The sequence below is a fragment of the Ensifer sp. YR511 genome (genome assembly GCF_900103045.1).
Lineage (GTDB): Bacteria > Pseudomonadota > Alphaproteobacteria > Rhizobiales > Rhizobiaceae > Ensifer > Ensifer adhaerens.
This window is the reverse complement of sequence record NZ_FNGR01000001.1, coordinates 306758-333332: the sequence shown is the minus strand read 5'-3', so window position 1 is coordinate 333332 and position 26575 is coordinate 306758. Positions and strand designations below refer to the sequence as shown.

Sequence of the window (26575 nt, the reverse complement as noted above, 5' to 3'; positions counted from 1 at the left end):
TTTTCGTTGCAGGAGCGAGCGCTCACGTAAGCCGCTGCGCTTCGGTCAGCATCGGTGGACGAGGCTAGCCGGAGTCCTTGCAAACCGGATTGCTCCTCACCCTAACCCTCTCCACGCAGGCGGGGAGAGGGGACGTGGCCCGATCTTAGTTTCGCCGAGCGGAGCCGCAGCGAGGCGGAAATCGTGGTGTTTATTGTTGGCGGAGTGGGTGCCGCGAATTTCCTCCGCCCCGCTTGCGGGGAGAAAGGTGGCCGGCAGGCCGGATGAGGGGCTTTTCCGTTGCGCCAGTGGCTCACGACGCTGCGGTAATCCGCCGGTGGATGCCGCCGAGACTTTCCCTGAATTTTTCGAAGGTGCCGTGCTCCGTCAACTCCCGCAGCACCTGCTCATTGATGCCGCCGCGTGTCGCGTAGTCCTGCGCCAGATGCGCGAAGCTCGCGTCCGGGGTCGTTTCCGGCGCCTGGCCGAGCGCGCCAAACAGGCTGGCGATATAGGCGCGGCCCTTGGCTTCGTCGACGCCGTTGTCCTTTAGCCAGCTATGGATCGTTTCCAGGTACTTGAAGTAACTGGCATAGGTGGCGGTCGCCACACTTAGCGCATCGAACTCGCTCTCGCTTGTTACTTCGATCGCCGTGCCGAGCCGGCCGAAAAACGCCGCCATATCCGGATCCGGCGGGAAGATGATCGTCGGGCCCTGGCGGAGCGCGATCATCGGCATCGGCAAGGCCTTGGTCACGCGCTTCACTTGGCCGACCATGGCGGCGATCTCGGCGCAGGAGAAGGTCGCAATCAGGCTGACGACGTGGTGATCCGGGCGAAAGCGCAGGGTCGGCAGCACGTCGCGGGCGATCTGCGGGCGGACGCCGAGCATGACCGTGTCTGAGGCGTCGAGCACCGCCTGATTGTCGGCAGCGACAGTCACGTCAGGAAAGCGGGCGGCAAGGCCCGCAGCGATCTCTTCGTTGCGCGGCGAAAGGACGACGGTGGTGATCTCGCCGGGAAGCGTCTTGAGGCCGGTGACGATCGCCGAGGAGAGTGCGCCGGTGCCGATGAATCCAAGTTTCATGAAAGTTCTGTCGCCTGGTGATTTCAGAAGGTCCGTGAAACTGCCGGGTGTGGCATGCACGGGTACGGGTTTGGAATTGGCGGAATAGTAATAGCAAAGGCGCCGGCGACAAGCGCTCGCCATGGCGTCGCCCACAGGAGAGCAGGACGCATTTCAACAGTGCGGTTGAGATTGCCACGCCCTTTCGGCCGCTGCGGGGCGTTGCGCATAAGGCGGAGACCCCTGCTAGGCCAAGGGGTGTTGGTCGAAAGGCTGCTGCGTTTTGGCCCGGGACCTAGCGAAAGTCATCGGCGGTGAGGACATAGATCGTCCGGCGCCCTTTGGCATAGGCTGCCGTCGCGGCCTCGTGGATTGCGTTGCGCGCGGCATCGAAGGCCAGCAAGCAGGCTGCTTCGGTCGTCCGGGTGGGCGCGCCACGGGAGAGGGCGGCCGCCTCAACATAGAAGGGCACTTCGAACATGCCATCGTGGCCAAGGAAACGTACGGCCTTGCGCGCTTCATCGAAGCTTCGGCATGGGTTCGGAAAGGTCAGCGGCATGGTCGTAATCCTTTTGGCGGCAAGCCAGGCCGGCCAGAGACGGGCCGTCACAGGATCCGCCCGAAAAGGATCGTGGTCACGACGACGGCGACCGCCAGCGAAAGGGCGATCCAGGCAAGCAGGCCGCGGTAGTCGAATAGATAGATCTGAGCCGGTATGTGGTACTTCATGATCGCCTCCTGCAGCTGATCTGTTAGGAAGATGGTTTGGATCTAAAGGGCGTGTCTGGACTTGAAGGCCCGTTCGGCCAGGGCCATTCGCTCATCGGCGGGACGAATCAGTTCGAGATTGCCTTCATCGGTCACGCGCTCATGGCATTCGTCGCTGCTGCGTATGCGGTACTGGAGCGCATTGTCGCGGATGGGGAGCGTGGCGGTTATGCGGTAGGTGTCCCCGATGATCGACTCTCTGGTCAGCGCTCCCTTCGAGCGAACAAGCTGGCCGACCTGGAATCGGTGAACCGGCGACTGGTCGCGGGGGCCGCGGATGATGCGTTTCGTAAAAGATAAAGCGTTCATAGTGGTCTCAGTCCTTTTAGGTGTGGGCAGGCACGGTCGGTCGGCTGCGATGAGCCGGTTATCGACCGATCAACCAAGGTTCGGGGAACGAACAGACGTTACAATGCGCGATGTGCTTCGAGGCGAAGCATGGACCAAGCACTGGATCCGAAGCTTGCGTGTCGTTCGAAAATTTAGGAGAATAGGTGCGGTTGGAAATTCTGATACCGCGAAAGCCACATCGGCCAAATTTACTTGGATATACTATTGCGCGTCGATTGAGTTTCAATTGAGGCGCGTGTGTCGGCCGGCGCAGATTTAAAGTGTTTTTGGCGCGACGCCGGTGTTTCTCCCGAGTTTCTCGCTGCTCGCGTGATAAAAGCCACGTGCCGATCGAGGATGTGTTAAGCTCGTCGCTTGGAACTGGAGACTGTCATGTCCGAGCCGAACAAACTCTACCAGAGCGAAATCATCACCCTGCACAAGGCGCCGCTGATCGGCACTCTCTGCCTGGAATGCGACGACGGCCAGATCGAGGTCGCCCTGAACCGAGCGGCTGCCGAGACCCTGCAGAAGGTTATTGCGCGCTTTCTTTCCCCAGCCGCGTGACACCCCCCAGCCGCGATGGCCTCATTCGATGAAGGAGAGGCGCGATGTCCTCCCGTTTGGTCTTCTCACTGTTTCTGGTCGCCCTGTCGGTTTTTCTTGTCTGGGCCTTCAGGCCACCTCAGGGCAATGCGAGCGATCGCCCCGCCATGCCGCATGTGGCTGAGCAAGGGCAGGCGGTAAACCCCGATTACGGACTGGGCTGATGACAACACTAAGGTACGGTCTCAAGGTCGAAGCCAACAATGTCTGGGCGGTTGTCGATGTCTTCACCGGGCAACCGGTTGTTGTTGACGGTTACCTGATGTCCAACTTGCCGCGCGACGAAGCGGATGATCTTCTCGATATTCTCAATCTCAAAGACCGCATACGCAGGGGCACGATCCAGCTTCCGCCCCGGCCGCCGGAAGATAGGGGTTAGATGGGTGGGCTGGAAACCAACGATGGTGGCTCAGCGGGGCACGCTGCCGGTCTTTCGATCAACAGCAGCCTGTCTGAATTCCTCATAAGGCGCCGGACGGGAAGGGGGCCTCGGAAACTCCGCGGCAGTGCCCGGCTCGGCCAGCGCCGCCTCCGGAGTGGCGTGGCTGTCGACGCCGCTTTCAAGTGCCGCAATCAGGAAGCGCGTGGCGGCAAGCCGTCCGCCCGGGTCTGCCGTCGCGGTCGTTCCGTAGTAGCCGGCAGCGGCGAGTACCTCGACCAGAAGGCTGAGGTCGTCGGAGTGAAGACAATGTTCTGGATTGCTGGAAGACATTGCGTCCTCCTTTGGTTGGGGCCCAGGCACGAAGGCCCGTAGGCGACGGCGCCCGCTTCAATCGCCGTCGATGAAGCACCCTGCACGCGTTGTCGCGCCAGCGCAACGAACTTCACTCAAGCACCGGGAGGTATGTTTTGGCCGAGCGCGCGTTTCGCTTCGTCGCCCGTCGCTGTGCTGCGCGCATCCATCGCATTCGCCAGATCGAGCCTGCGCGGGCCGACTTTCGCGAAGATGTCACGCGCCGCCAACGGTGCCAATTGATAGGCCAGAATGAACTCTTCGAGATCGTAGACCGCATCCCCGCCAAGAAGCAGTCTCTTTTTGTCGTTCGTGAAATTCTTGGTCATGGGAACGCTCCCGCGTTCTGGCTCGGTGCTTGGCGCGAAGACGGCCAATTGTCAGGTGGCTGAGGAAGCGTCAGGGATGAGTTACGCCAGCTAAACGGGCTGGCGCGAACATGGTTTCAAATCAAGAGTTCAGACGGCGAAGGAGGGGACCTGGCAAGGGGCCTGGCAATGAGGGGGCCCGGGCGGAAACCGGATCGTCGGCCTCTGACGGAACGCGATCACCGGCGATCAGGCGGACGACGTGCTGTTGCGGCCGGAAGCGTGCGGCCGGCAGGACTTTGCGGTCAATCTGTGAGTTGGCAGAAAGCATGACCGGTCGCCATCGCCGAGCACAGCATGGTTCTCGGCGGCAACGGTGACCTTGGCAAAGTGCGCGGCAGCGACGCTATTTCAGGTAGGCGCGCACCACATCCACCAGTTCGGCCGCCGCTTCCTCCCGGTCCTTCTGCGACAGCTCGGCTGCGGCGACATGCATGTGGATATGGTCTTCGACCACTTCCGCCATCAGCCCGTTGACCGCGCCGCGGATGCCGGCGATCACCTGCATGACCTCGGCGCAGCCCTTCTCCTCCTCCAGCATCCGCTCGACCGCCTCCATCTGGCCGCGCAGGCGCCGGACCCTGTTGATGAGCTTCTGTTTCTCGCGGATGGTATGGGTCATCGCAAACTCCGGTTTCGGGCGCCGCCGCTATGCGGCCCGTGGTTCCACCTCCACGGTCACATGCGACAAATCGTGAATGGCGGCAAGCTTTTCGCGATAATAGGACGGTGCCCGCGGGTTGTCGGCGACGAGCGAGACGATTGCACCGTGGTGGCCGGGCCCGAGTTGCCAGACGTGCAGATCGACGATCTCGGCGTCTTCCCTGGCGACGATCTCGCCGATCTCGTCCGGCAGGTCTTCGCCATCGGGGATATAGTCGAGCAATGTCGCGCCGGTATCGCGAATGAGGGCGAAGGACCAGCGCGCAATGACAAGTGCGCCGACGATGCCCATGGCGGGATCGAGCCACAGCCAGCCATAGATTGCGCCGAGACCAAGGGCGACGATGGCGAGCACCGAGGTCAGCGCGTCGGCAAGGACGTGCAGATAGGCGGCGCGCAGGTTGCGATCCTGCCCACCATGGTGCCCATGGTGGTGGCCGTGATGATCGTGGTGATGATGGTCGTGATCGTCCTTCAAGAGCCAGGCGCAGACGAGATTGACGATGAGGCCGGCAACAGCGACGAGGATCGCCTCGCTGAAATCGATCGTCACCGGAGCGTGGAGGCGGCGCAGGCTTTCCCAGCCGATCAGAAGCGCGATCAGGGCCAACACGATGGCGCTCGAAAAGCCGGCGAGGTCCCCGAGCTTTCCCGTGCCGAAGGTAAAGCGGCGATTGTTCGAATGCTTGCGTGCATAGAGATAGGCAAGCGCTGCGATCAGCATCGCGGCCGCATGGGTCGACATATGCCAGCCATCGGCAACCAGCGCCATCGAGCCGAAGATCTGACCTGCCGCGATCTCGATCACCATCATCGTTGCGGTCACCGCGATGACAATCCAGGTTCGCCGCTCGTTGCGCTCGTGATTGCCGCCGAGGAAGACGTGATCATGGCTGGCCGCGAGCACGCGCGCGTCGTCATGCGAATGCCCGTGGTGTCCGTGGTGGTGATGATGGTCGCGGTCGTGATTGCCCATGTCGATGCCTCCAATATTATATAGGGGGGTACCCTATATTGGATTCGACGTAAAGTCTCTGTTTCGGGTCTGCGATTTCAGCTTGATGATGTCGCTAATTCACGCCGTCAGCAGCGACGTCGTTAGATCGCCGTAACCGGTAAACCGATATTCGTATTCGAGCCCGAGCCGCTCGGCGGCCTTCCTCGCCTTCTCCTGCAAGCCTGCATCCTCCTGCTGCGAGAGATAGACGAGCTTGCGGTAGTGGCCGAAATACATGTCCCGGAGCTCCGGGTGCCGGTTGAGGCCGAGCGGTTCGATGACGAAGGCCTCGAACTGGCGGGCGAGAAAGTCGGTGAGGAAGAAGGCGGTGAGGTCGTCGTCCCAACGGCGGGCGAAATCATCGTTGCCGGCAAAGAAGGAGTAACAGTGCGGACCGGGGATACGCTCGACCTTTTCCTCCTCCAGAAGTCGGTCGAGCTGGCCGCCGGTGCCGCAGTCGGCATAGGCGACGAAGATGCGCTCGAAGCCTTCGGCGCGGGCCTTGGCAATGGCGTCGCGAATGCCCGGGGTGATCTTGTCGGGCGTGTTGTGCCAGATGGCGGGCAGACAGTTGAGGTCGATATGGCCAAGCCCGTTCGCCTCGCAGATCGCCAGGATTTCGCGGGCGATGGCGCCGCAACCGATCACGTGAACTTTTTCCGGTTGTGCACGTTCTATTGCGGGCGATACTTTTTCCATCTTGATTCCATGTGGCTATCAGCGGGAAGGACCCTGACCATGACAGTAAAGACCCTTGCAACCGTCGGCGCCGTTCTCGTCGCCCTTTCGACGCTTACCGCCTGCGGCAACACCATCCGCGGCATCGGACAGGATACCGCAAACACGGTCAACGCGACACAGTCAGCCGGCAAGAAGGTGGCAAACTCCGTCAACTAACCCGGCAAACCTGCCAGGCACGCTCGCCAGACATAGGAAAGCCGGCCGCGGATTTCACCCACGCGGCCGGCTTTGTCATTTCGGATTGTCCGAAGCTCAGCCGGCCAGGCGGTTGTGCTTGCGCTTCATGAAGTCCTTGGCGGTTTCGACCGCAATCGCCGCATCGCGGCAATAGGCATCGGCACCGACGGCCTTGCCGAATTCCTCGTTCAGCGGCGCACCGCCGACGAGAACGACGTAGTCGTCGCGCAGGCCCTTTTCCTTGAGCGTGTCGATGACGACCTTCATGTAGGGCATGGTGGTGGTCAGAAGCGCCGACATGCCGAGAATATCCGGCTGCTCGCGCTCGATCGCTTCGAGATAGTTTTCGACCGGGTTGTTGATGCCGAGGTCGACGACGTCGAAGCCGGCACCTTCCATCATCATGCCGACGAGGTTCTTGCCGATGTCGTGAATGTCGCCCTTGACGGTGCCAATCACCATCTTGCCGAGCTTCGGCGCGCCGGTTTCGGCGAGAAGCGGGCGCAGGATGGTCATGCCGGCCTTCATGGCGTTGGCCGAGAGCAGCACTTCCGGCACGAACAGGATGCCATCGCGGAAGTCGATGCCGACGATGCGCATGCCTTCGACCAGCGCCTGGGTCAGGACGTCGTAAGGCGTCCAGCCGCGCTTGAGCAGGATGTTGGTCCCGTCCTCGATTTCCTCTTTCAGGCCGTCATAGAGGTCGTCGTGCATCTGCTGCACGAGTTCTTCGTCGGAAAGGTCCTCGAGAATGATTTCATCGTCTGCCATATTGGGGTTCCTCGGTTCCTGGCACGGTCGCGCGAAATTTTCGGACGCGTCCATCAATCCATAGCGGTCGATGTCTAAAAATCTGTTTTCGAAAGCGACGTCGCATATGACAAAAAGCGACGGGAGGGCGGCTTCTTTTGCCGCCTGTATATTCTTAACAAAAACAATATATTCGCGCCACGCGGTTTTTGCGCCCCCTTGTCGCCGCTCGGCAGTGTTCGAGTTGCGCCATGCCTTGGCGCATTGAGACCCGCAAGGCCCCCGATGCTTGGTAGCATTAAGGTCAAATGATGCTTGAAGGCGCAAAAAGTGATGCGCGGGAGAGGAAAAGCGAATGAGCGACGTGACAGATCAGGGCGCGGTTGAAGGCGGCGGTCGCCGCGCACGCGGCGAGGGACGGGGAGCAGCAGCAAGGCGCGCATCGCGCACCGGCGGCGGCCCGGGGCCGTCTTTGCCCTATATCCAGCGCAAGATTCGCGAATACGAGGTGCTCGACGAGGAAGGCCTGCAGCTGATCGAGCGCAATGCCGATACGATCCTCGAGGAAATCGGCATCGAGTTCCGTGACGACGCCGAGGCGCTCGAACTCTGGAAGCAGGCCGGCGCCGACGTGCGCGGCCAGCGCGTGCATTTCCCCAAGGGTCTCTGCCGCGAGCTTCTGAAAACGGCACCGTCCGAATTCACCTGGCATGCCCGCAATCCGGAGCGCAGCGCCCAGGTCGGCGGCAAGGCGACGATCTTCGCGCCGGTCTACGGCCCGCCCTTCGTGCGCGATCTGGAAGGCAATCGCCGCTATGCGACGATCGAGGATTTCCGCAACTTCGTGAAGCTCGCCTATATGGCGCCGTCGATGCACTCGTCCGGCGGCACGGTCTGCGAGCCGGTCGACATCCCCGTCAACAAGCGCCACCTCGATATGGTCTACAGCCATATCAAATATTCCGACAAACCCTTCATGGGCTCGGTGACGGCGCCGGAGCGGGCGGAAGACACGATTGCCATGGCGAAGATCGTCTTCGGCGACGACTTCGTCGAAAACAACTGCGTTACGCTGAACCTTATCAACGCCAACTCGCCGATGGTCTTCGACGAGACCATGGTGGGCGCGCTCAAGGTTTACGCCCGCCATAACCAGGCCTGCGTGCTGTCGCCGTTCATCCTGTCGGGCGCCATGAGTCCGGTGACGGTTGCCGGCACGCTGACGCAGATCCTTGCAGAGGTTCTCGCTGGCGCCTCCTTCACCCAGCTCATCCGCAAGGGCGCGCCGGTGCTCTTCGGCACGTTTGCCGCCTCGATCTCGATGCAGTCGGGCGCGCCGACCTTCGGCACGCCGGAGCCGTCGCTCGTCTCCTATGGCGCAGCCCAGCTCGCGCGTCGCCTGAAGCTTCCGTTCCGTACCGGTGGTTCGCTCTGCGGCTCCAAGGTTCCGGACGCGCAGGCAGCGCACGAATCGGCCAACACGCTGAACATGACGCTTCTTGCCGGCACCAACTTCGTGCTGCACGCTGCCGGCTGGCTCGAAGGCGGTCTGATCTCGTCCTACGAGAAGTTCATGATCGACCAGGACCAGCTCGGCATGATGCAGAAGATGGCCGAAGGCGTGGACCTCTCGGAAAACGCCCAGGCGCTGGACGCGATCCGCGAAGTCGGTCCGGGCAGCCACTATCTCGGCTGCGCGCATACCCAGGCCAACTTCCAGACGGCGTTCTACCGTTCGCCGCTCGCCGACAACAATTCCTTCGAACAGTGGGAAGTGGAAGGCGAAAAGCGCATCGAGCAACGCGCCAATGCCCTTTGCCGCAGTTGGCTGGAGCATTACGAGGCGCCTTACCTCGATCCCGAGATCGACGAAAAGCTGAAGGCGTTCATCGCCAGCCGCAAGGACTCGATGCCGGACGCTTTCACCTGAAAGGGTCCCGAGCGAGCCAGGGAGCAAGGCGGCGCGGCGCAGGTGGCCGACATGATCCAGAAGGAGGTCTGGCGCCCGCATTACGAACACCAGGGGCCGAAACCGAAATGACGGCGCCTTCCGCGACAGCGGACAAGACAATCGAAACGATCCGTGCGGCGCTGGCGCCGCACGGTCTTTTTTTGCGCGGAACCGTGAATTTCGCCTCCGGTGAGGCCGCACCGCTGCTCGTCGATGGCCGCCTGGCGGCAAGCGTGGTGCTGATTGGCAATATCGGCGGTTCGCTGTGGCAACCGTTCAGCGCGTGGCGGCAAGCCCGGTCGGATGGCGGCGGCGCCGATCCGCTCGACAATTGGGCGAAGGCCGTCATCAATCCGGTCGCCGGCGAGCAGGGGGCGACCCCCTTCTTTCCGTCGGATCCCCCGTGGCAGCCGTTCCAGCAGTGGGCGATGAGGGCCGAAGGCCTGAAACCGTCTCCGCTGGGCATTCTCATCCATTCGCGTTTCGGCCTGTGGCACGGCTACCGCGGCGCACTTGCTTTCGGTATCCCGCTTGGCGAGACGGGTGAAGCGAGCGCCAGCCACCCTTGCGACCACTGTCTCGAAAAGCCGTGCATCTCAGGCTGTCCGGCGTCGGCGCTTGCAGGGGAACGCTTCGATGTCGGGCGTTGTCGTGGCCATCTGCGCACGGACGCGGGCAGGGCCGGCTGCCTTCCGAATGGCTGTCTGTCGCGCGCTGCCTGTCCCATCGGGAGCCAATATCGCTACCCGCCCGAGCAGTTGCGCTTCCATATGTCTGCGCTTGAAGTGTGAGCGCCGGTCTCCACTCTGGCGCGCAAAGATGGTGCAAATCTCCAAAATGACTAAAATTGGAGGTGTCGTGGAAAGGTAATATTATCGAATTTATAACGATCTGGACGGCGTGGCGTTGGAGTCCATCGTATGAGAGGTAGCCCAGTCGTATCCGTGAGCAACTATCCTCCGCACCTGTCGCGCGAGGACGTGCAAGCGCAGATATCTCGGCTTGACAGTATTCACGCGGCCAACAGCCAGGTTTTGGGGGACGCTTTCAAGCGCCTGCTGGCGATCGGCGCCGGCCATGCGGCCGTCATCACCGCCTGCATTGCCGGCTTCGATGCGCTGGTGGACCGCTCGGTTCTCACCGGTGATCTTCTGCCTGACGCCATCGATATCCTCAGGAAATTTGCGCTCACCGTCAGCGCGCTCGGCCTGTTCCTCACGTTCTGGGCGATCGGCAACAATTACGGCGAGGTCCAGAAAGAAGCGAGGCGTCATGCGGTGAAGGTGGCAACGACGCTCAGAGAGAAGCGGCTGCTTTTGTCGCTGTCGCAGGATGTGCTGAACCGCGATCCCAAATCCTATCTGCTTGCAGGCGTCGGCGGCTTTGCCTGCCTTTGCGCGATCTTCGGCCTTGCAAGTCTCGCCGGCATCGCCGGTCTCGTCACCACGATGGCGGCGATCGTCGGCGGCTAGTCGCCAAGCGTATGATTTCGCCTGTGCCCGCGCCAGAATAAGCCGCAATCTCAGGCATGCTTGGCGGCTGATTCGATTGGACCTTTCGCCATGCCGCTTTTTCCAAAACCGTTTCTCGTCGGTGCCGTTCTTTCGGCCGGTCTTGCCGGGCCTGCGCTCGGCGCCTGCCGCGATGTCAGCCATCTTGGCCAGGACTATGTCGCCTGCAGCTTCGATCCGGCGACAACCGATATCCGCCTCTACAACAAGGATCAGGCGGGCGTGCCCTTCCGCTCCTTCCGGGCGCTGTCGCTCGAACTGCGCCATCGCGAAGAATATATGAGCTTCGCCATGAACGGCGGCATGTATCACGACGATCTGTCGCCGGTCGGCCTGCATATCGAGGAGGGGCGCGAGCAGGCGCCGCTCAACACCAATTCCGGCTGGGGCAATTTCCACCTTTTGCCGAACGGGGTGTTTTATGTCGACGACGGCAAAGCGGGGGTAATGGCGGCGGACGCCTATCGCGACGCCAGGCTCACGCCGCGATTTGCGACGCAATCCGGGCCGATGCTGGTCATCGACGGCAAGCTGCATCCGCGCTTTCTGCCCGACAGCACCAGTTACAAGACCCGCAACGGCGTCGGCGTGACGGCCGAGGGCGAGGTGGTTTTCGTCGTCTCGAAGCGCCCGGTGCGATTCCACGATTTCGCGACGCTGTTTCGCGATACATTGGATTGCCCCAATGCGCTCTTCCTCGACGGCACGATTTCGAGCGTCTATGCGCCTGATATCAACCGCCACGATCGGCTGTTTCCGATGGGGCCGATCATCGCCGTCGTCGGAAAATTTCCACGCTGACTTTCCTTGGGCGCGGGATGCGGGCAGAAAACCACACACTTTTCCTCCTCCCGCGAAAAAAAATGTGCCGCCCACCCAAGGAACGGGCAGCCTGCAACGTCTAAGGTTCAAATGAGGTGAGGGCGGGCACGGATTTGGACGCTGAACTCGTCGAAAAGGCGGTGGATGGAGACCGACAGGCTTTCGGCCAGCTGGTCGAGCGACACTATGATTTTGTCCATGCGGTCGCCTGGCGATGGTCCGGAAACATCTCTGACGCAGAGGACATCGCCCAGGATGTCTGCCTGCGGCTGGGTGCCGCCATTCGCGGCTTTCGCGGCACCAGCCGGTTTCGCACCTGGCTCTATACGCTGACGCTGAACGCCGCGCGCGACCATAGGCGGCGGCAGGTGCGCGATATCAGCCGCATGCAGGCCTATGCCAGCGAACAGGCGACGGCAGCGCCCCCTCAGGATCCCGACGAAGAGCAGCGCGAGGCGCTCTGGGCCGCGGTCCGGGAACTGCCGGAAAAGCAGTGCGATGCGGTGCTGCTCGTTTATGCCGAAGGCTTGAGCCATGCGGCGGCCGCCGACGTGCTTGGCTGTTCGGAGGCAACCATATCCTGGCATGTGCATGAAGCGCGCAAGCGTCTGAAGACATTGCTCGGCAAGGAGGCAGTGTGACCATGAGCGACGATTTCGAAAAGCTTGGCCGGATGAACCCGCCGAAGGCTTCTGCGGAAGCGCGCGCCCGTGCGCTCGCCTCGGCCATGCAGGCCTTCGACGAGCAGCAAGAAAATTCGAATGCCACCCAAGGATCGGTTCGGCCGGTTCGTCAAAGCTCCATCTTCAACCGGATATGGAGCCCCATCATGAACCGGAAACTGCTCGCCGGATCGGCACTGGCAACCCTTCTCGTCGTGCCCGCCGCCGCTTTCCTGACGTTTGAACTCACGCGCGACGGTGCGCCCTTCGGCGAGCCTGCGCAGGAGATCGCGCTGAAGGGTGAACTCACCAAGGAAGAGGCGCGGCAAAAGCCGGAGCCCCAGGTCGCCGCCAGGAAGGCGGCCGCCGACGAACGCGCGCGCCAGCAGGAAGCGAAAACCGTGGAGGCGCTCGCGACCGTCGAGGCCGAGAGCGAGGTTGCGGCCCCTGCTGCGCAGGCCGATGCGATGGCCAACAGTGTTGCGCGCGACAGCGTTGCTCCGCTCTCGGCCGTCGGCGGTGCGCAGCCGCAGATGACATACCTGCCGGCGCCCACGATTCAGGATGAGATGCAGCCGGCACCCGTGGAAAACCGCGAGCGCTTCGGCAAGGCCGACGCCAATCCGGTGAAGAGCGTTGCGACCGATCCGGTCTCGACCTTCTCGGTCGACGTCGACACGGCATCCTATGCTTTCGTGCGCCGTTCGTTGATGGAAGGGCAGATGCCCGAGCGCGACGCCGTGCGGGTCGAGGAGATGGTCAACTACTTTCCCTATGACTGGCCGAGGCCGGCAAGCGCTGCCGAACCCTTCAAGGCGACGGTGACGCTGACGCCGACGCCGTGGAATGGCGGCACGCGGCTGATGCATGTGGCGATCAAGGGTTACGACGTCGTGCCGGCGGAAGCGCCGAAGGCGAACCTCGTCTTCCTGATCGACGTATCGGGCTCGATGGACGAGCCCGACAAGCTGCCGCTCTTGAAAGGCGCTTTCCGGCTGCTGGTCGAGAAGCTGAAGCCCGAGGATACGGTATCGATCGTCACCTACGCAGGCAACGCCGGAACCGTGCTGGAGCCGACGGCGGTCAAGGACAAGGCAAAGATCCTCGCTGCGATCGATACCTTGCAGCCCGGCGGCTCGACCGCCGGTGCGGAAGGCATCGACGCGGCCTACGGGCTTGCCGAGAAGGCCTTCGTCAAGGGCGGGGTCAACCGCATCATGCTGGCGACGGATGGTGACTTCAATGTCGGCCCGTCGAGCGACGAGGACCTGAAGCGGCTGATCGAGGAGAAGCGCAAAAGCGGCATCTTCCTCTCCGTGCTCGGCTTCGGCCGCGGCAATTATAACGACGCGCTGATGCAGACGATCGCCCAGAACGGCAACGGCACGGCCGCCTATATCGATACGCTGGCCGAGGCGCAGAAGATGCTGGTGGAGGAGGCGGGGTCCTCGCTCTTCCCGATCGCCAAGGACGTCAAGCTGCAGGTGGAGTTCAATCCGGCCGCGATCGCCGAATACCGGCTGATCGGCTACGAGACACGCGCCTTGAAGCGCGAGGACTTCAACAACGACAAGGTGGACGCCGGCGACATCGGTTCCGGTCACAGCGTGACGGCGATCTACGAGGTGACGCCGAAGGGCAGCCCAGCGGTGCTCAACGACGACCTGCGCTATGCAGAGGCGGAAAAGTCGGTGGCAGAGGTAAGCCCGAACAGCGGCGAACTTGCTTTCCTGAAAATCCGCTACAAGAATCCGGACGGCGACAAGAGCGAGCTGATCACCACGCCGGTGACCGAGGCGAATGCGGTGCCGTCGCTCGCCGAGGCGTCCAATGACGTGCGCTTCTCGGTGGCAGTGGCGGCCTTCGGGCAGAAGCTTGCAGGCGTGACGGCGCTCGCTGACTATTCCTATGACGCAGTCATCGATCTCGCCGCAGCCGCCAAGGGCGCCGATCCGTTCGGCTATCGCAGCGAATTCGTCAATCTGGTGCGGCTCTCCAAGGGGCTCGGCGGTTCCGGCAAGTGATGTCGGGTGGGGGCAGCCCTCAACCGCGTGGTCAGGGTTTGCCCCTCATCCGCCTGCCGGCACCTTCTCTCCGTTATGACGGGGAGAGGGGAACAAGTGGCAACCGTTTCGCCCATCGTGAAGGCTGAGATTGTCGCTGACGTTGAGGCCTGGCACCGGAGGGTGCGCCTAGCGGCTCTCTCCCCGCCTGCGGGGAGAGATGTCCGGCAGGACAGTGAGGGGCACCCGTCACGCGCGAGCGTCGATCCCCTGTCGCCTCAAGCCTTCGGAAAGGCGCGTTCCAGCCCACCGGCTTTCGACAGGCCCGCCTTGAACGCCTGGTAGGCCGCATGCTGGCTGGAGCGTCCGGCTTCCATCAGGCGCATCTGCAGCCGCGCCGGTGCATGGCTGCCGAGCCACTGGCCGAGCTTTTCGAGTTTCAGCGAATTCAGGAACTTCGCCTCCGAGGCGATGTCGAGGTGGCGGTAGAGGCCGTCCATTAGGCGCTCGTCCTGCTCGGGGTTTTCCATCAGCAGGCGCAGGAAGGACTGGTCGGCTTCGCTGAAACTCCCGAACTTTTCGGCGACGGTGTCCCGGCTGGGAATGGAGGCTGGGCCGGCGTTCATGTCACTGTCTCCCGTCTGCGGCCGCGCGGTGCGTTCTGCGGGACGCAAGGGCGCGGTGTGGCACGTTGAACCGCTGCAAGCAGCGAATCTCTCTTTCATTGGGGATAGGCCAGCGGTCACGGGTGCGCAAGCGGTGGCGAATATGCAGGTGTTGAACATATAGTCTAATATTGACAAATGGTCCAAGTGTGGGCATATGCGAGCCATGACCATAGCACCCGCCTTCAACTCGATCCTTGCAACGCACGCGCCGACGGCGGCTGCGATCAGCGCGCTTCTTTATCCGCATGGGGAGGTTGTGCTGCACGATCTCCGAACCGGTACGATCGCGGGGATCTGGAACTGTTTCTCCGGTCGCGCGGTCGGCGAAGACTCGCTGATCGAAGAGGAATTTTCAGCCCTCGGCAGCACTGACGCAGTGCTTGGTCCCTATGAGAAGACCGGCGGGGATGGCCGGCGCTTCAAGTCGATCTCAGCCGTTCTGCGCGACGGGACGGGCGACGCGGTCGGCCTGCTTTGCATCAATCTCGACATGTCGATGATCGATCAGGCGGTGAAGCTGCTCTCGGCTTTCGCCGGCGCCGAGCAGCCGAAGCCGCAGGCGCTGTTTTCGCGCGACTGGCGCGAGGAGATCAACGCGACCCTGCATGGCTGGCTGAAGGAGCGGGGGCTGGCGCTCTCGGCGCTCAAGCGCGGCGATCGCGTGGCGCTGGTGGCAGCGCTCGACGAACGCGGCCTCTTCCAGACGCGCAACGCGGTCGATCACCTTGCCAGCCTCATCGGCGCCTCGCGCGCGTCGATCTACAACTATCTCGCTGCGGCCCGCGGCGAGGCGCCCTGATTGCTGCGCGCAATATTTCGGACAGAGACCGCTTCGCGGCTCTTCGGATTTGCCTGACCCATAACCGTTCGCGTGCTCCTCAGCCGCGAGAGGAGGAAATATCCATGACGACCTTGCCCGATTTCCGGCTCGAAACCCATTTCTCCCGCTGGGAGTTCAGCGCCCGCCACCATATGACCGCGAGCGACAGCCAGACGACCAGCATGAGCGATCTTCTGGCGCTTGCCGACGCGGAGGACCGCGCCGCCTGGGACAACATCACGCTCGGCTATACCGAGACCTATGGCGCACCGGCGCTGAGGGCAGCGATCGCTGCGACCTATGAAGGGCTGACGGCTGCCGATATCCTCTGCTTTGCCGGCGCGGAGGAGGGGCTTTATTGCGCCATGCTGGCGCTGCTCGGGCCGGCCGACCACGCGATCGTGACGGTGCCGAACTACCAGTCGATGGAGACCCTTCCGGTGACGATCGCCGGCGCGGTGACCGGCGTGCCGCTTCGCCCAGAGAACAATTGGCGGCTCGATATCGCCGACGTGCGTGCGGCGTTGAAACCCAACACGAAGCTGATCTGTGTGAATTTCCCCAACAATCCGACCGGCGCCATTGCCGACCAGGAAACCTTCGCGGCGCTCGCCAAGCTCTGCGCGGAGCGCGGCATTCATCTCTTCAGCGACGAGGTCTATCGCGGGCTGGAGCGTGACGCCTCGCTGCGCCTGCCGCAGGCGGCCGAACTTTTTGACCGTGGAATCTCGCTGAATGTCATGTCCAAGGCCTATGGCCTGCCGGGGCTGAGGATCGGCTGGATCGCCTGCCGCGACCATGCGCTTCTCGAACGCATGGAGAAGATGAAGCACTATCTGTCGATCTGCAATTCGCGGCCGTCGGAAGTGCTGGCGACAATCGCGCTCAAGGGGCGTGCCGTTATCCTCGATCGCAACCGGGCGCTCGTTGCCGCCAATCTCGAGAGGCTCGGCGCCTTCTTTGCGGAATTCCCGCATCTCTATGAGTGGCGGGCACCTGACGGGGGCTGCGTCGGCTTTGCCCGCTATCTCGGCGCCGATGGCGTCGAGAGCCATTGCCGGGGGCTGGTGGAGGAGGCTGGCGTGCTGCTCTTGCCGTCGAGCCTCTTCGTATCCGATCTGCTGCCGGTCGCCGCCGATCGCTTCCGCGTCGGTTTCGGCCGCAAGGATATCGAGGTCGGGCTCGATGCCTGGCGCCGGCATATTCGGCGATAGCCCCAGTGTCGCCATCTTCGGCCTGCTAGTTACCCGCAGGTCCCGCTCCCGGGCGTATGCCCCGGGAGCCTTGGAACGCACGCATGTGGATACGGACCGCGCGACAATGGTTCCATTGTCAAGATTGTGTTAACGAGCGGCCCCCGCCACCGAGTGTTTCCTCTGCTGATGCAATACAGACCCGAAATCGATGGACTGCGCGCGCTTGCCGTCGTCCCGGTCCTCCTGTTCCATGCCGATTTCGGCCTTGTCTCTGGCGGCTTTGCCGGCGTCGATGTCTTCTTCGTCATCAGCGGCTATCTCATTACCGCGATCATCCGCCGCGAGATCAGCGACGGGAACTTCAGCATCGCGCGCTTCTACGAGCGGCGTGCCCGTCGCCTTGCACCGGCGCTGCTCCTGGTCTGCGCCGTCTCTATTCCCTTCGCGCTGATGTGGATGCTGCCGGAGGAACTCAACAGCTTCGGCAAGAGCCTCTATGCGGTGAACCTGTTCGCCTCGAATTTCTTCTTCTGGGACCAGACCGGCTATTTCGCGCCGAGCACGGCGCTGCTGCCGCTGCTGCACACCTGGTCGCTGGCGGTCGAAGAACAGTTCTATCTGGTCTTCCCGCTTCTGCTTTTGCTGCTTCACCGCTTCTCGCGGGCAACGCTGTTGAAGGTGGTGGCGGCACTCGTGCTCCTGAGTTTTGCGGCGACCCAGGTCTTTGCGAACCTGGACCCGGCTGCGAATTTCTACCTGCTGCCAAGCCGGTTCTGGGAACTCGGCGTCGGTGCGCTGCTTGCGCTCGTCGGCGTCGAAAAGCTCGATCTTTCGAAAGGCAGCCGCGAGCTTCTGTCAGCCCTCGGTCTGCTGGCGATCGTCGCGAGTTATTTGTTCGTGGTGGAATCGGCCTTCTATCCCGGCTGGACGACCGTGCCGGTGGTGCTGGGGACCGCGCTGGTTCTCGCCTTCGGCCGCAGCGATACCGTCGTCGGCCGGCTGCTGTCGCTGAAGCCGCTGGTCGCGATCGGGCTCATCAGCTACAGCCTCTATCTCTGGCATCAGCCGGTCTTTGCCTTCGCGCGCTTGCGGTCGATCGAGGACATTCCGGCCGAAGGCTACGCGCTCCTGATCGCGCTCTGCTTCGTACTTGCCTATCTCAGCTGGCGTCTCGTCGAGCAGCCCTTCCGCAAGCCGGGCCGCTTCAGCCGTCGCGCGGTTTTTGGCGCCACGCTTGCGGCCGGATCGGCGGCGATCGCCTTCGGCTTCACGCTCGACGGTTCGGACGGTCTCGCCGCCCGGAACCGCGAACTTGCGCAGCTTTCGGAGCCGAGCGTCGGCCTCGGCAAGAAATGCGATGCCGTCGCCGACCTGCGCTGCGCCTCTAACCCGAAACCCGAGGTCGCGGTCTGGGGGGATTCCTTCGCCCGGCACCTCGTCGACGGCATTATCGCGTCGAAGCCGGACGTGCGACTAGTGCAGCTTGCCAAGAATAATTGCGGGCCGTTTTTGAACCTGTCGCCGATCATGCCGCGGCTCGGTCGCGACTGGTCCGACGATTGCGCCCGCTACAACGAAGAGGTCCGCCGTTTCCTGCTTGCCAACCGGTCGATCCGCTACGTCGTTCTGTCCTCGCAGCTCAGCCAGTACCTGAAGGAGGAGAAGGTGCTGGTCGATGGCCGCAGCGAGGTGACGACCGAGACGAAGCTTCTCATCGACGGCCTGCGGGCAACCTTTGCCTGGCTGCGCTCGAACGGCTTCGAACCCGTCTTCGTCGCGCCGACGCCGCATGACGGCCGCGATACCGGGCTCTGCGTTGCAAGAGCGCGTCTGCTCGGCCTGTCGGACCGGCACTGCGAGCCGGTGCTAAAGACCGTTCGCGAATATGACCGCGATGTCCTGAACGTGGTTGCGGATATCGCCGACGAGTATCCCGTCGTCAGCTTCATGGACTATCTCTGCGACGACGACAGCTGCAAAATCGAGGACAAGGGCGTCGCGCTCTTCGAGGACTTCGGGCACTTCTCCAAGGAAGGGTCCCGCCAGATGGGACGCGCCTTCGATTTCTACCGAGCTTTCATCGAGGCGGCGAAGGGCAGGCCCGTGGCTGAGCGGGCAACGGACGCCAAGGCCTTCGACAACGCCGCGCTTTAAGACAGCCGCCACATCGACGCATAAACAAAACGCCCCGGATCTTTCGATGCCGGGGCGTTTGCTTGTCGATTTGCCTTGCCTGGCTTGATCAGGCGCGGCGGCTGCGGCGCTCGCGGGCAGGCGCGGCCGCCGTTTCGTTGGCGGTCTTGTTGCGCAGCGGGCCGATCTTTTCGATGATCAGGTCGAGCGTCGGGCGTTCGCGGCGCACGTGTTCGTCGAGTGCGACGCGCATGGCGGCGAGGTGGCCGCAGGTGGTGCCGCAGCAGCCGCCGATGATCTTGGCGCCGGCATCGGCCGCAAGGCGCACATATTCGGCCATCAGCGGCGGCGTGCCGGAATAGTGGATCTCGGAGCCGCGGAATTCCGGAATGCCGCAATTGCCCTTGACGATCACGGTCGCCTCGGGTGCTGCCTCCGTCATGTCGAGCAGCGAGGAGAGAATGTCGGAAGCACCGACGCCGCAATTGGCGCCAACGGCGACCGGGCCGTCGCCGAACTCGGTGGCAACGCCATGGATGTCCTTCGGATGCAGCCCCATCATCGTCTTGCCGGCGGTATCGAACGAGCCGGTATAGACGTGGGGAAGGCCGACCTTGGCGGCCGCTTCGGCGGCCGCACGGATCTCGTCCGGCGAGGACATGGTCTCGATCCAGGCGACTTCGGCGCCGCCAGCCTTCAGGCCTTCGATCTGCTCGACGAAGGCGGCAACCGCATCTTCATAGGAAAGCGCGCCGAGCGGGATCAAGAGTTCGCCGGTCGGGCCGACGGAGCCGGCGGTGATGACCTTGCGCGATGCCTTGTCGGCAACCGCACGGGCGATCTCGGCGGCGCGCTTGTTCAGCGCATGCACGCGGTCGTCGGCCTGGTGCAGTTTCAGCCGGTGACGGGTGCCGCCAAAGGTGTTGGTGAGGATGATGTCGGCGCCGGCGTCGACGAAATCCTGGTGCAGCTTGGTGATGTTCTCCGGCTTCGTTTCGTTCCAGAGTTCCGGCGCTTCGCCTGCTTCGAGGCCCATGGCAAAGAGCGATGTGCCGGTGGCGCCGTCGGCGAGAAGAACGCCTTTTTCGGCGATGAGAGCGGAGAGGGCATTGGAGGCTGCGGTCATCGGTTTTTCCCGGCTAGAATAGATTGCAACAAGATATAAAGATATCTTTATGTCTTGGCAAGCGTTCAGCGACGGGAGGCTTCCGGTTCGGCGCGCATGCTCATGCGGCCGGCGAGCCCAAGGCCGAAGACGGCAAGTGCCGTCAGCAGCCACATCGGATCGGCGCGATTGAGGAAGAAGCTTTCGAGCATGGCGTTGTAGGTCATGAAGATCACCACCATGACGCAGAAATCGGCGAAGATGCGGCCCTGCGGTCGGCGATAGGCCCGTGCGTAGTCGAAGAGCGGTTTGACGAAAAGCAGGGTGGTCATGAGGATGCCGCCGGGCAGGCCGAACATCAGCACCGCGTCGAGATAGCTGTTGTGGCCGGTGACGATGCCGCGCACGTCCCAGCTCGCCTCGAAATTCGCCTCCATGCCAATGATCACGGGCGACAGCCAGAAACTCGCATAACCCTGGCCGAGCCAGGGGCGCTCGGCGATGCTGGCGCTCGCGAATTTCCAGATGTCGTCGCGGCCGGTGAAGGTCGCATCGTCGATCAGCCCCTTGGTGATCGAAAGCAGCGTGTCGGAATAGATGGTACCGAGCGTCAGGCCGAAGACCAGCACTGACATGGCGAGATGGGCAAGGATCATCAGCCCGGGGCTGCGCACCGCGCGGCCGGCAAAGACGAGGCCGATCGCGATCGGCAGGAATCCGATCGTCGTCTTCGATCCGGTGTGCAGCACGAAATTGGCCGCCAGCAGCGTGATCGCCCAGCCGCGAAGCGGCGCGCCGGCGCGCAGGCAATAAATGCCGAACATGCAGAGGATGGAAAAGACCGGCGCCGAGACGTTCTTGTGCAGGAGGTGGCCGCGCCAGAAACCGGCATGCCAGGGCTCGTCGCCGAAGACCGAATGGATGGCGCGGTCGGGTGCCACGAAGAGAGCGGCGTAGTCGATCAGGATCAGAAGCAGGATCGCATTGGCGCCGGCGTTGACGAAATCGCGCTCGCTCTTCGGCAGCACCAGCACGCCCGCCACCATGATCATGGCGACGAGGCTCAGCGTCAGGCCGCGGGCGGAGGCGGCCGGGTCATAGGACTGCAGGCAGGAGAGGTAGGCGATGGCGAAGATCGCGATCCAGGCCGGAGAGACGAGGCGGGCGAGCACCCGGCGGTCGACGGTGAGCAGCATGGCGAAGAGATAGACCGCGCCGAGCACCAGGTAGCCGACCTGGTTGATGATGTTGCCTTCGTTCGCCGCGTTCGGATCCGTCGTCACCGCGCCCTGAAACGGGATCAGCGTGAAGACGATGAGGAACAGACCAAGGCCCGAAAGCAGCGCGGCAAGGCCGTTGACGAGTTCCGCCAGCCCGGCATCGAACGCCTCCGGCACGCGCTGGCGCGCGGTGGAGGTGTCTGCCGTGGCTGTGTTCGGGTGCATGGCGGCTTAAAAAACGAATGACTGGGACGCGGTTCGGCATCGGTGATCATGACCCCGGGCGGTCCTGTCGTTCGGACAGGGCCGGCCTTGGGAGATCCGCACCTTGGCGCAATCAGGTTAAACCTCGGTGAAACGGTGGACGAGCCGCCCGGGCGGGATCGGCAGGCGCGGCATTACCGGTCCCGATATTTGCGCGCCGATTGCCGCAGGTGCTTGCCGCCCGGTCGCCATGCCCTTAAAAGGCTAGGGTATATTGGCCGTGTGGAAAACGCGGCCCTTGCCGTATTTCGCGGTCCGTCTTCCATAATTCGATCTCGATTTTCGTTCCGAGGTCGTTCGATAGCGTCGAAACGAGAAAACACGATATGCAGTCCCTTATCCGTATGGTCGCGTCCGCGGCGGTCTCCGTAAGCCTGCTGCTTGGCAGCGCATCCTTTGCCGCCGCCGGGCAGGCCCATTTTGTCGTCAACGCCGACACTGGCTCGATCCTTGAGGCCGACAATGCCGACGAGCTGAACTTCCCGGCGTCGCTGACGAAGATGATGACGATCTATCTCGCCTTCGAAGCGCTGCGCAGCGGCACCCTGCAATGGGACCAGAAGCTGACGGTTTCCGAGCACGCAAACAGCCTGGAGCCGTTCAAGCTTGCCGTCGGCGCCGGTCGCCAGATCACCGTGCGCGAAGCGGTCATGGGCATGGTCGTGCTTTCGGCCAATGACGCAGCCGTCGTTATCGGTGAGACGCTCGCCGGCAACGAGACCGCCTTTGGCCAGATGATGACCCGCAAGGCCAAGACGCTCGGCATGACCAGCACCGTCTTCAAGAACGCCAACGGCCTGCCGGACCCGGCCCAGGTGACGACGGCGCGCGACATGGCGACGCTCGGCCTCGCGCTGATGCGCGACTTTCCGCAGGAATTCCAGCTCTTCGCCAACAAGACGATCGAGTTTCGTGGCATGAAGCTGCGCGGTCACAACGGCGTGATGAAGCGCTACGAAGGCGTCGACGGCATCAAGACCGGCTACACCGACGCCTCCGGCTACAATCTCGTGACCTCGGCCAAGCGCGGCGACACCCGCCTCGTCGCCGTCGTCATGGGCGGCAAGACGGCGCAGTCGCGCGACGACGACATGATCGCGCTGCTCGACAAGTTCCTGCCGCCGAAGGAAGACGCAAGCGCTGCCAGCGTCACTGAACCGGCTGCTGCAGCGGCGACGACCACCACGAACTGATCTCTCCGACCACTTTCTGAGGTTTGCCCCTCACCCTAACCCTCTCCCCGCAGGCGGGGCGAGGGGACGAGGGCTGACGTTCGCCGTCCGTCGCTTGGCCGCCGCCAGAGGCGGCCATGATGAGGTCGGGAAAACGATAGGATGTCGTCGGGCACTGACCGCCGGGCAGCCTGTCAGAGATTGGGAGCGCGGCATCGCCGCAAATCCCTTCTCTCCGTCATGACGGGGAGGGAGAAGGTGCCGGCTGGCGGATGAGGGGCCGCGTCGGTCGCTGCCCCAATCATCGCTTGTCTCAAGCCGCAGCGCGATCCTCGTGGCTGACCGGCGTGACCATCGCGGCGATGACCGTCGAAAGGTCGAGGGCGCCGATCGGGCGGCCGTTTTCATCGACCACGTGGGCGGTTCCCACACGGGCAGCGGTCATCGTGCGCGCCGCCGATTCCAGTACCGTGCCGGTTGCAAGCGGCACGCCTTCGGCATTGCCGGAGATCGGCCGCATGATCGTCTCGACATTGATCACCCGGCCGCGGTTCACTTCCTTGACGAAGGCGGTGATGTAGTCGTCGGCCGGCGACAGCACGATTTCCTGGCCGGTGCCCTGCTGCACCACGCGGCCATCGCGCAGGATCGCGATCTTGTCGCCGAGGCGCAGCGCCTCGTCGAGGTCGTGGGTGATGAAGACGACGGTCTTCTTCAGTTCCTTCTGCAGGTCGAGCAGCACCGTCTGCATGTCGACGCGGATCAGCGGGTCGAGCGCCGAATAGGCTTCGTCCATCAAGAGAATGTCGGCATCGTTGGTCAGCGCGCGGGCGAGACCGACGCGCTGCTGCATGCCGCCCGACAGCTGGTTCGGGTAATGGTTCTCGAAGCCCTTGAGACCGACGCGCTCGATCCAGCCGCGGGCGCGCTTCTCGCTCTCCTTGCGTTCCACACCCTGGATTTCGAGACCGTAGACCGTGTTGTCGAGCACGGTGCGGTGCGGCAGCAGCGCGAACTTCTGGAACACCATCGCCGTCTTGTGGCGGCGGAATTCGCGCAGATCGTTGTCGTTCATCTTGCAGACGTCGACGCCGTCATAGAGCACTTCGCCGGCGGTCGGGTCGATCAGCCGGTTGATGTGGCGGATCAGCGTCGACTTGCCGGAGCCCGAGAGACCCATGACCACCATGACGCTGCCGGCGGGCATGGAAATGTTGATGTCCTGCAGGCCGAGCACGTGGCCGTGCTGCTCGTTGAGCTCGGCCTTGCCCATGCCTTTCTTGACGGCATCGACGAAGTCGACGCCGCGGGGGCCGAAGATCTTGTAGAGGTTCTTCACCTCGATCGCGTGACTAGCCATGGATAACCTCCGAGTGCTTTTGCAGCCGCTTGCCGAAGGCCTGGCTGGTACGGTCGAAAATGATGGCGATACCGACAAGGGCAAAGCCGTTGAGGAAGCCGACGGTGAAGAACTGGTTGGCGATCGCCTGCAGCACGTTCTTGCCGAGGCCGCCGACGCCGATCATCGATGCGACGACGACCATCGCCAGCGACATCATGATCGTCTGGTTGATGCCGGCCATGATGGTCGGCAACGCCAGCGGCATCTGCACGTTTTTCAGCTTCTGCCAGGTCGAGGAGCCGAAGGCGTCGGCCGCTTCCAGCACTTCCTTGTCGACGAGGCGGATGCCGAGATTGGTGAGCCTGATCATCGGCGGCACCGCGTAGATGACGACGGCGATCAGCCCCGGCACCTTGCCGATGCCGAAGATCATGACGACCGGGATCAGGTAGACGAAGCTCGGCATCGTCTGCATGACGTCGAGGATCGGATTGACGAAGGACTGCACCCGGTCCGAGCGCGCCATCAGGATACCGATCGGAATGCCGATGAGGATGGAGATCAGTGTGCAGACGGTGACCATGGCGAGCGTGACCATGGTGTCATTCCAAAGCCCGACAAGACCGATGGCGATCATCGACAGCGCGGTGCCGATGGTGACGTTGATGTTGCGGCTGCCGAAATAGACGATCGCGGTCATCGCCGCCAGGATCACAATCCAGGGGGAGCCGACGAACAGGCTTTCGAGGTAGTTCAGGAACCATTGAAGCGGCTGGACCACCGTGTCGATGGCGTTACCATAGGATCGCACGAAGCCCTTGAAGCTATCATCGACAGCCTTGCGGGCGAGCCGGATCGTGCTCTCGTCAATGGCAGGGAACTTGCAGAGCAACGCTGGCAAGACACTGCAGATGGAGGCCATTTGTTTCCCCTTCTTGGCCGGAAGTTTTTTTTAAGCCGGCCGCGTCTCGGCATCGAAAGGCTCGATGACGGCGCACACTTGGGTGACCTCTTTGGGTCCCGGCACTTAAACTGTGGCAGCGAAATGTGTCATCCGCTTACCTGATAGCGACGCGAAGGCTCCCGGTTCGCCGCCTCTGAGACGATGAACGTTCAAACGAAACCCGCAAGGACGCCCCATCGTTCCCTGTCCCGGCATCAAAACCGGAACGGGCAGGCGGCCGATTCCACGGTCCGCCTGCCGTCATTTTCGGTCAGAGCGCTGCCTTGACCTTTTCGGCCACTTCCGGGCTCACCCACTGTGTCCACATATCCGGGAACTCGGCGAGGAAGTGCTTGGCGCCGTCCTCGTTGGTGCCCTGGTTCTGGTCCATCCAGGCGAGAACCTTGTTGACGGTGCCATTGTCCCACTTGCGCGCCTTGACGTAGTCCATGGCGACGCTCGCCTTGTCGGCGAAGGACTTGGTCACGACGGTGTAAACGTCGGAAACCGGGTAGGAATTGACTTTCGGGCTCGGGCAATCCGGCACGGCGGTGCAGGCGTCCCAATCGGCCTTGTCGTGATCGACGCCGAAGGAGAGGCGGGTCATCTCGTATTTGCCGAGGATGGCGGTCGGTGCCCAGTAGTAGCCGAGCCAGCCGGTCTTCTTTTCGAACGCGTTGGCGATCGAGCCGTCGAGGCCGGCAGCCGAGCCGGTATCAACCAGCAGGAAGCCGTCCTTCTCCGCGTTCAGCGCGCGATAGAGATTGGCGGTCGAGACCTGGCAGTTCCAGCCGGACGGGCAATTGTGAACGGCGGCCTTCGACGAGTCTTCCGGTGCCGGGAAGAGTTCCGGGTGCTTCAGCGCGTCCTGCACCGTCTTGATGTCCGGGTGCGCGTCGGCGAGGAATTTCGGGATCCACCATCCTTCGACGCCGCCTTCGCTCAGGATCTTGGCGGCTTCGATGAGACGGCCTTCCTTGATCGCAGCGTCGAGCGGCGTGCGCACGGCGTTGACCCAGAGTTCCGGCGCCATGTCGGGCTGCGCCTTTTCGTTCATGGAAGCGAAGGTCGGCATGGTGTCGCCGGTGACCAGCGTCACCGTGCAGCCGTAGCCGTTCTCCAGAATGAACTTGTCCACCTGGGCGGCGACGCCGGCAGAAGCCCAGTTCATTTCGGCAATGCTGACTTCACCGCATTCCGCGGCCTGCGCGGAACCCGCCATGGCATAGAGGCCAGCGGCGAGAATGGTGGAAGCGAGGAGTTTCTTCATGTTGCAAGACCTCCCAGTCTTATTTTGCAGCCAAGATCCAAACGGGAATCCACGGCGGACGCGACATCCTCCGTCACCCGAAACAACGATGCAGCCGGGGGTTCGGCATCAAACAAGCCAAGGTTCACCCTTGCTGCGGACGGTGCGGGAGTTCGTATTCAGCCCTGGCCGCGGAACCCTGTCGCCAGCCAATCTCCTCTTATACCGCAAACCAAGCCTAAGGTTTCTCGCTGAGAAATCAACCTCTTCAATCGGTTGACCGGGAAGGACGGGGTCTCGTGCGTTCTGTCTGCGACATCGCCGAAGCGCGTATTT

The 26575-nt window shown here is 62.8% G+C and carries 30 protein-coding genes; 15 read left to right on the top strand and 15 right to left on the bottom strand.

Annotated elements, in window-relative coordinates; translation table 11 throughout:
• Positions 1 to 292: 292 nt before the first annotated feature.
• From BLU15_RS01580 to BLU15_RS40580, 3 genes are all read right to left on the bottom strand, one after another.
• Positions 293 to 1066, bottom strand: coding sequence for a pyrroline-5-carboxylate reductase (locus BLU15_RS01580; RefSeq protein WP_090294032.1), 774 nt, complete (start codon positions 1064 to 1066; stop codon positions 293 to 295).
• A 274-nt stretch (positions 1067 to 1340) separates the two neighbouring features.
• Positions 1341 to 1604, bottom strand: coding sequence for a DUF1488 family protein (locus BLU15_RS01575; protein WP_034788542.1), 264 nt, complete (start codon positions 1602 to 1604; stop codon positions 1341 to 1343).
• 47 nt (positions 1605 to 1651) lie between these two features.
• On the bottom strand, positions 1652 to 1774 hold the full coding sequence (locus BLU15_RS40580) for a hypothetical protein (RefSeq protein WP_034788190.1): 123 nt from the start codon (positions 1772 to 1774) through the stop codon (positions 1652 to 1654).
• A 36-nt stretch (positions 1775 to 1810) separates the two neighbouring features.
• Here BLU15_RS40580 and BLU15_RS39395 point away from each other — a divergent pair, with 36 nt between their 5' ends.
• From BLU15_RS39395 to BLU15_RS01560, 4 genes are all read left to right on the top strand, one after another.
• Positions 1811 to 2113 carry a hypothetical protein gene (locus tag BLU15_RS39395; RefSeq protein WP_162728832.1) on the top strand — a complete coding sequence of 101 codons (303 nt, stop codon included), beginning with the start codon at positions 1811 to 1813 and terminating at the stop codon, positions 2111 to 2113.
• Between the two features lie 423 nt (positions 2114 to 2536).
• Complete coding sequence (locus BLU15_RS39390) at positions 2537 to 2710, top strand: hypothetical protein (RefSeq protein WP_156552966.1); 174 nt, start codon at positions 2537 to 2539, stop codon at positions 2708 to 2710.
• A 44-nt stretch (positions 2711 to 2754) separates the two neighbouring features.
• A complete protein-coding gene (locus tag BLU15_RS39385; protein ID WP_156400735.1) occupies positions 2755 to 2913 on the top strand; it encodes a hypothetical protein in 159 nt (52 codons plus the stop codon).
• Complete coding sequence (locus BLU15_RS01560; RefSeq protein ID WP_034788194.1) at positions 2913 to 3128, top strand: hypothetical protein; 216 nt, start codon at positions 2913 to 2915, stop codon at positions 3126 to 3128. The genes BLU15_RS39385 and BLU15_RS01560 overlap by 1 nt, the downstream gene beginning before the upstream one ends.
• 30 nt (positions 3129 to 3158) lie before the next feature.
• Here the strand turns inward: BLU15_RS01560 and BLU15_RS01555 are convergent, their stop codons facing one another.
• From BLU15_RS01555 to BLU15_RS01535, 5 genes are all read right to left on the bottom strand, one after another.
• Positions 3159 to 3461, bottom strand: a complete 303-nt coding sequence (locus BLU15_RS01555) for a hypothetical protein (protein WP_090294030.1) — start codon at positions 3459 to 3461, stop codon at positions 3159 to 3161.
• Between the two features lie 116 nt (positions 3462 to 3577).
• Positions 3578 to 3811 (bottom strand): hypothetical protein, encoded by a 234-nt coding sequence (locus tag BLU15_RS01550; RefSeq protein WP_090294029.1) that lies wholly within the window; start codon positions 3809 to 3811, stop codon positions 3578 to 3580.
• A gap of 385 nt (positions 3812 to 4196) precedes the next feature.
• On the bottom strand, positions 4197 to 4472 hold the full coding sequence (locus BLU15_RS01545; RefSeq protein ID WP_034788200.1) for a metal/formaldehyde-sensitive transcriptional repressor: 276 nt from the start codon (positions 4470 to 4472) through the stop codon (positions 4197 to 4199).
• 27 nt (positions 4473 to 4499) lie between these two features.
• Positions 4500 to 5489, bottom strand: coding sequence for a CDF family Co(II)/Ni(II) efflux transporter DmeF (gene dmeF, locus BLU15_RS01540; protein WP_090294027.1), 990 nt, complete (start codon positions 5487 to 5489; stop codon positions 4500 to 4502).
• Positions 5490 to 5588: 99 nt separating this feature from the next.
• Positions 5589 to 6209, bottom strand: a complete 621-nt coding sequence (locus BLU15_RS01535; RefSeq protein ID WP_090294026.1) for a DUF1638 domain-containing protein — start codon at positions 6207 to 6209, stop codon at positions 5589 to 5591.
• Positions 6210 to 6248: 39 nt separating this feature from the next.
• Here BLU15_RS01535 and BLU15_RS01530 point away from each other — a divergent pair, with 39 nt between their 5' ends.
• Positions 6249 to 6407 (top strand): entericidin domain-containing protein, encoded by a 159-nt coding sequence (locus BLU15_RS01530; protein ID WP_034788206.1) that lies wholly within the window; start codon positions 6249 to 6251, stop codon positions 6405 to 6407.
• Between the two features lie 96 nt (positions 6408 to 6503).
• Here the strand turns inward: BLU15_RS01530 and BLU15_RS01525 are convergent, their stop codons facing one another.
• The gene (locus BLU15_RS01525; RefSeq protein ID WP_034788208.1) at positions 6504 to 7199 is read right to left on the bottom strand and encodes a corrinoid protein; all 696 of its coding nucleotides are present in this window, start codon (positions 7197 to 7199) and stop codon (positions 6504 to 6506) included.
• Between the two features lie 334 nt (positions 7200 to 7533).
• Here BLU15_RS01525 and BLU15_RS01520 point away from each other — a divergent pair, with 334 nt between their 5' ends.
• From BLU15_RS01520 to BLU15_RS01495, 6 genes are all read left to right on the top strand, one after another.
• A complete protein-coding gene (locus BLU15_RS01520) occupies positions 7534 to 9108 on the top strand; it encodes a trimethylamine methyltransferase family protein (protein ID WP_034788211.1) in 1575 nt (524 codons plus the stop codon).
• A 107-nt stretch (positions 9109 to 9215) separates the two neighbouring features.
• The gene (locus tag BLU15_RS01515) at positions 9216 to 9920 is read left to right on the top strand and encodes a 4Fe-4S dicluster domain-containing protein (protein WP_090294024.1); all 705 of its coding nucleotides are present in this window, start codon (positions 9216 to 9218) and stop codon (positions 9918 to 9920) included.
• 129 nt (positions 9921 to 10049) lie between these two features.
• Positions 10050 to 10601 (top strand): hypothetical protein, encoded by a 552-nt coding sequence (locus BLU15_RS01510; RefSeq protein ID WP_134886575.1) that lies wholly within the window; start codon positions 10050 to 10052, stop codon positions 10599 to 10601.
• Between the two features lie 90 nt (positions 10602 to 10691).
• Positions 10692 to 11441: a phosphodiester glycosidase family protein gene (locus BLU15_RS01505; RefSeq protein ID WP_090294023.1), complete on the top strand. Its 750-nt coding sequence runs from the start codon at positions 10692 to 10694 to the stop codon at positions 11439 to 11441.
• Between the two features lie 134 nt (positions 11442 to 11575).
• Positions 11576 to 12103 carry an RNA polymerase sigma factor gene (locus BLU15_RS01500; RefSeq protein ID WP_090294020.1) on the top strand — a complete coding sequence of 176 codons (528 nt, stop codon included), beginning with the start codon at positions 11576 to 11578 and terminating at the stop codon, positions 12101 to 12103.
• 2 nt (positions 12104 to 12105) lie between these two features.
• Positions 12106 to 14148, top strand: coding sequence for a vWA domain-containing protein (locus BLU15_RS01495; protein ID WP_246807034.1), 2043 nt, complete (start codon positions 12106 to 12108; stop codon positions 14146 to 14148).
• Positions 14149 to 14405: 257 nt separating this feature from the next.
• Here the strand turns inward: BLU15_RS01495 and BLU15_RS01490 are convergent, their stop codons facing one another.
• Positions 14406 to 14753: a hypothetical protein gene (locus tag BLU15_RS01490; RefSeq protein ID WP_090294017.1), complete on the bottom strand. Its 348-nt coding sequence runs from the start codon at positions 14751 to 14753 to the stop codon at positions 14406 to 14408.
• A gap of 205 nt (positions 14754 to 14958) precedes the next feature.
• Between BLU15_RS01490 and BLU15_RS01485 the strand changes: the two genes are divergently transcribed.
• The 3 genes from BLU15_RS01485 (at position 14959) to BLU15_RS01475 (ending at position 18965) form a co-directional block, all read left to right on the top strand.
• Positions 14959 to 15594: a helix-turn-helix transcriptional regulator gene (locus BLU15_RS01485; RefSeq protein ID WP_090294015.1), complete on the top strand. Its 636-nt coding sequence runs from the start codon at positions 14959 to 14961 to the stop codon at positions 15592 to 15594.
• Positions 15595 to 15698: 104 nt separating this feature from the next.
• On the top strand, positions 15699 to 16829 hold the full coding sequence (locus tag BLU15_RS01480) for an aminotransferase class I/II-fold pyridoxal phosphate-dependent enzyme (RefSeq protein WP_090294014.1): 1131 nt from the start codon (positions 15699 to 15701) through the stop codon (positions 16827 to 16829).
• 168 nt (positions 16830 to 16997) lie between these two features.
• Entirely contained in the window at positions 16998 to 18965 is a 1968-nt protein-coding gene (locus BLU15_RS01475) for an acyltransferase family protein (RefSeq protein ID WP_090294011.1), read from the top strand.
• Between the two features lie 88 nt (positions 18966 to 19053).
• Here the strand turns inward: BLU15_RS01475 and bmt are convergent, their stop codons facing one another.
• Positions 19054 to 20070 carry a betaine--homocysteine S-methyltransferase gene (gene bmt, locus BLU15_RS01470; protein ID WP_090294010.1) on the bottom strand — a complete coding sequence of 339 codons (1017 nt, stop codon included), beginning with the start codon at positions 20068 to 20070 and terminating at the stop codon, positions 19054 to 19056.
• Positions 20071 to 20135: 65 nt separating this feature from the next.
• Positions 20136 to 21494 (bottom strand): O-antigen ligase family protein, encoded by a 1359-nt coding sequence (locus tag BLU15_RS01465; protein WP_090294008.1) that lies wholly within the window; start codon positions 21492 to 21494, stop codon positions 20136 to 20138.
• Positions 21495 to 21859: 365 nt separating this feature from the next.
• On the opposite strand from BLU15_RS01465, the gene BLU15_RS01460 reads away from it, so the two are divergent.
• Positions 21860 to 22726 carry a D-alanyl-D-alanine carboxypeptidase family protein gene (locus BLU15_RS01460; protein ID WP_089044198.1) on the top strand — a complete coding sequence of 289 codons (867 nt, stop codon included), beginning with the start codon at positions 21860 to 21862 and terminating at the stop codon, positions 22724 to 22726.
• A gap of 292 nt (positions 22727 to 23018) precedes the next feature.
• Here the strand turns inward: BLU15_RS01460 and BLU15_RS01455 are convergent, their stop codons facing one another.
• The 3 genes from BLU15_RS01455 to BLU15_RS01445 all read right to left on the bottom strand — a co-directional run bounded on the left by BLU15_RS01455 (position 23019) and on the right by BLU15_RS01445 (position 26260).
• Positions 23019 to 24065, bottom strand: a complete 1047-nt coding sequence (locus BLU15_RS01455) for a quaternary amine ABC transporter ATP-binding protein (RefSeq protein ID WP_060520608.1) — start codon at positions 24063 to 24065, stop codon at positions 23019 to 23021.
• A complete protein-coding gene (locus tag BLU15_RS01450) occupies positions 24058 to 24969 on the bottom strand; it encodes an ABC transporter permease (RefSeq protein ID WP_034788251.1) in 912 nt (303 codons plus the stop codon). The genes BLU15_RS01455 and BLU15_RS01450 overlap by 8 nt, the downstream gene beginning before the upstream one ends.
• A 292-nt stretch (positions 24970 to 25261) precedes the next feature.
• Positions 25262 to 26260 carry an ABC transporter substrate-binding protein gene (locus BLU15_RS01445; RefSeq protein ID WP_034788254.1) on the bottom strand — a complete coding sequence of 333 codons (999 nt, stop codon included), beginning with the start codon at positions 26258 to 26260 and terminating at the stop codon, positions 25262 to 25264.
• Positions 26261 to 26575 lie beyond the last annotated feature (315 nt).

What these genes read in the sequence shown, in the direction of transcription:
- bmt (WP_090294010.1), bottom strand. Translation starts at nt 20,070, where the DNA reads ATGACCGCAGCCTCCAATGCCCTCTCCGCTCTCATCGCCGAAAAAGGC.
- BLU15_RS01560 (WP_034788194.1), top strand. Translation starts at nt 2,913, where the DNA reads ATGACAACACTAAGGTACGGTCTCAAGGTCGAAGCCAACAATGTCTGG.
- BLU15_RS01575 (WP_034788542.1), bottom strand. Translation starts at nt 1,604, where the DNA reads ATGCCGCTGACCTTTCCGAACCCATGCCGAAGCTTCGATGAAGCGCGC.
- BLU15_RS01450 (WP_034788251.1), bottom strand. Translation starts at nt 24,969, where the DNA reads ATGGCCTCCATCTGCAGTGTCTTGCCAGCGTTGCTCTGCAAGTTCCCT.
- BLU15_RS01535 (WP_090294026.1), bottom strand. Translation starts at nt 6,209, where the DNA reads ATGGAAAAAGTATCGCCCGCAATAGAACGTGCACAACCGGAAAAAGTT.
- BLU15_RS01445 (WP_034788254.1), bottom strand. Translation starts at nt 26,260, where the DNA reads ATGAAGAAACTCCTCGCTTCCACCATTCTCGCCGCTGGCCTCTATGCC.
- BLU15_RS01580 (WP_090294032.1), bottom strand. Translation starts at nt 1,066, where the DNA reads ATGAAACTTGGATTCATCGGCACCGGCGCACTCTCCTCGGCGATCGTC.
- BLU15_RS01475 (WP_090294011.1), top strand. Translation starts at nt 16,998, where the DNA reads ATGCAATACAGACCCGAAATCGATGGACTGCGCGCGCTTGCCGTCGTC.
- BLU15_RS01550 (WP_090294029.1), bottom strand. Translation starts at nt 3,811, where the DNA reads ATGACCAAGAATTTCACGAACGACAAAAAGAGACTGCTTCTTGGCGGG.
- BLU15_RS01505 (WP_090294023.1), top strand. Translation starts at nt 10,692, where the DNA reads ATGCCGCTTTTTCCAAAACCGTTTCTCGTCGGTGCCGTTCTTTCGGCC.
- BLU15_RS01555 (WP_090294030.1), bottom strand. Translation starts at nt 3,461, where the DNA reads ATGTCTTCCAGCAATCCAGAACATTGTCTTCACTCCGACGACCTCAGC.
- dmeF (WP_090294027.1), bottom strand. Translation starts at nt 5,489, where the DNA reads ATGGGCAATCACGACCGCGACCATCATCACCACCACGGACACCACGGG.
- BLU15_RS01520 (WP_034788211.1), top strand. Translation starts at nt 7,534, where the DNA reads ATGAGCGACGTGACAGATCAGGGCGCGGTTGAAGGCGGCGGTCGCCGC.
- BLU15_RS01465 (WP_090294008.1), bottom strand. Translation starts at nt 21,494, where the DNA reads ATGCACCCGAACACAGCCACGGCAGACACCTCCACCGCGCGCCAGCGC.
- BLU15_RS39385 (WP_156400735.1), top strand. Translation starts at nt 2,755, where the DNA reads ATGTCCTCCCGTTTGGTCTTCTCACTGTTTCTGGTCGCCCTGTCGGTT.
- BLU15_RS01480 (WP_090294014.1), top strand. Translation starts at nt 15,699, where the DNA reads ATGACGACCTTGCCCGATTTCCGGCTCGAAACCCATTTCTCCCGCTGG.
- BLU15_RS01510 (WP_134886575.1), top strand. Translation starts at nt 10,050, where the DNA reads ATGAGAGGTAGCCCAGTCGTATCCGTGAGCAACTATCCTCCGCACCTG.
- BLU15_RS39390 (WP_156552966.1), top strand. Translation starts at nt 2,537, where the DNA reads ATGTCCGAGCCGAACAAACTCTACCAGAGCGAAATCATCACCCTGCAC.
- BLU15_RS40580 (WP_034788190.1), bottom strand. Translation starts at nt 1,774, where the DNA reads ATGAAGTACCACATACCGGCTCAGATCTATCTATTCGACTACCGCGGC.
- BLU15_RS01515 (WP_090294024.1), top strand. Translation starts at nt 9,216, where the DNA reads ATGACGGCGCCTTCCGCGACAGCGGACAAGACAATCGAAACGATCCGT.
- BLU15_RS01525 (WP_034788208.1), bottom strand. Translation starts at nt 7,199, where the DNA reads ATGGCAGACGATGAAATCATTCTCGAGGACCTTTCCGACGAAGAACTC.
- BLU15_RS01490 (WP_090294017.1), bottom strand. Translation starts at nt 14,753, where the DNA reads ATGAACGCCGGCCCAGCCTCCATTCCCAGCCGGGACACCGTCGCCGAA.
- BLU15_RS01460 (WP_089044198.1), top strand. Translation starts at nt 21,860, where the DNA reads ATGCAGTCCCTTATCCGTATGGTCGCGTCCGCGGCGGTCTCCGTAAGC.
- BLU15_RS01485 (WP_090294015.1), top strand. Translation starts at nt 14,959, where the DNA reads ATGACCATAGCACCCGCCTTCAACTCGATCCTTGCAACGCACGCGCCG.
- BLU15_RS01530 (WP_034788206.1), top strand. Translation starts at nt 6,249, where the DNA reads ATGACAGTAAAGACCCTTGCAACCGTCGGCGCCGTTCTCGTCGCCCTT.
- BLU15_RS01495 (WP_246807034.1), top strand. Translation starts at nt 12,106, where the DNA reads ATGAGCGACGATTTCGAAAAGCTTGGCCGGATGAACCCGCCGAAGGCT.
- BLU15_RS01455 (WP_060520608.1), bottom strand. Translation starts at nt 24,065, where the DNA reads ATGGCTAGTCACGCGATCGAGGTGAAGAACCTCTACAAGATCTTCGGC.
- BLU15_RS01545 (WP_034788200.1), bottom strand. Translation starts at nt 4,472, where the DNA reads ATGACCCATACCATCCGCGAGAAACAGAAGCTCATCAACAGGGTCCGG.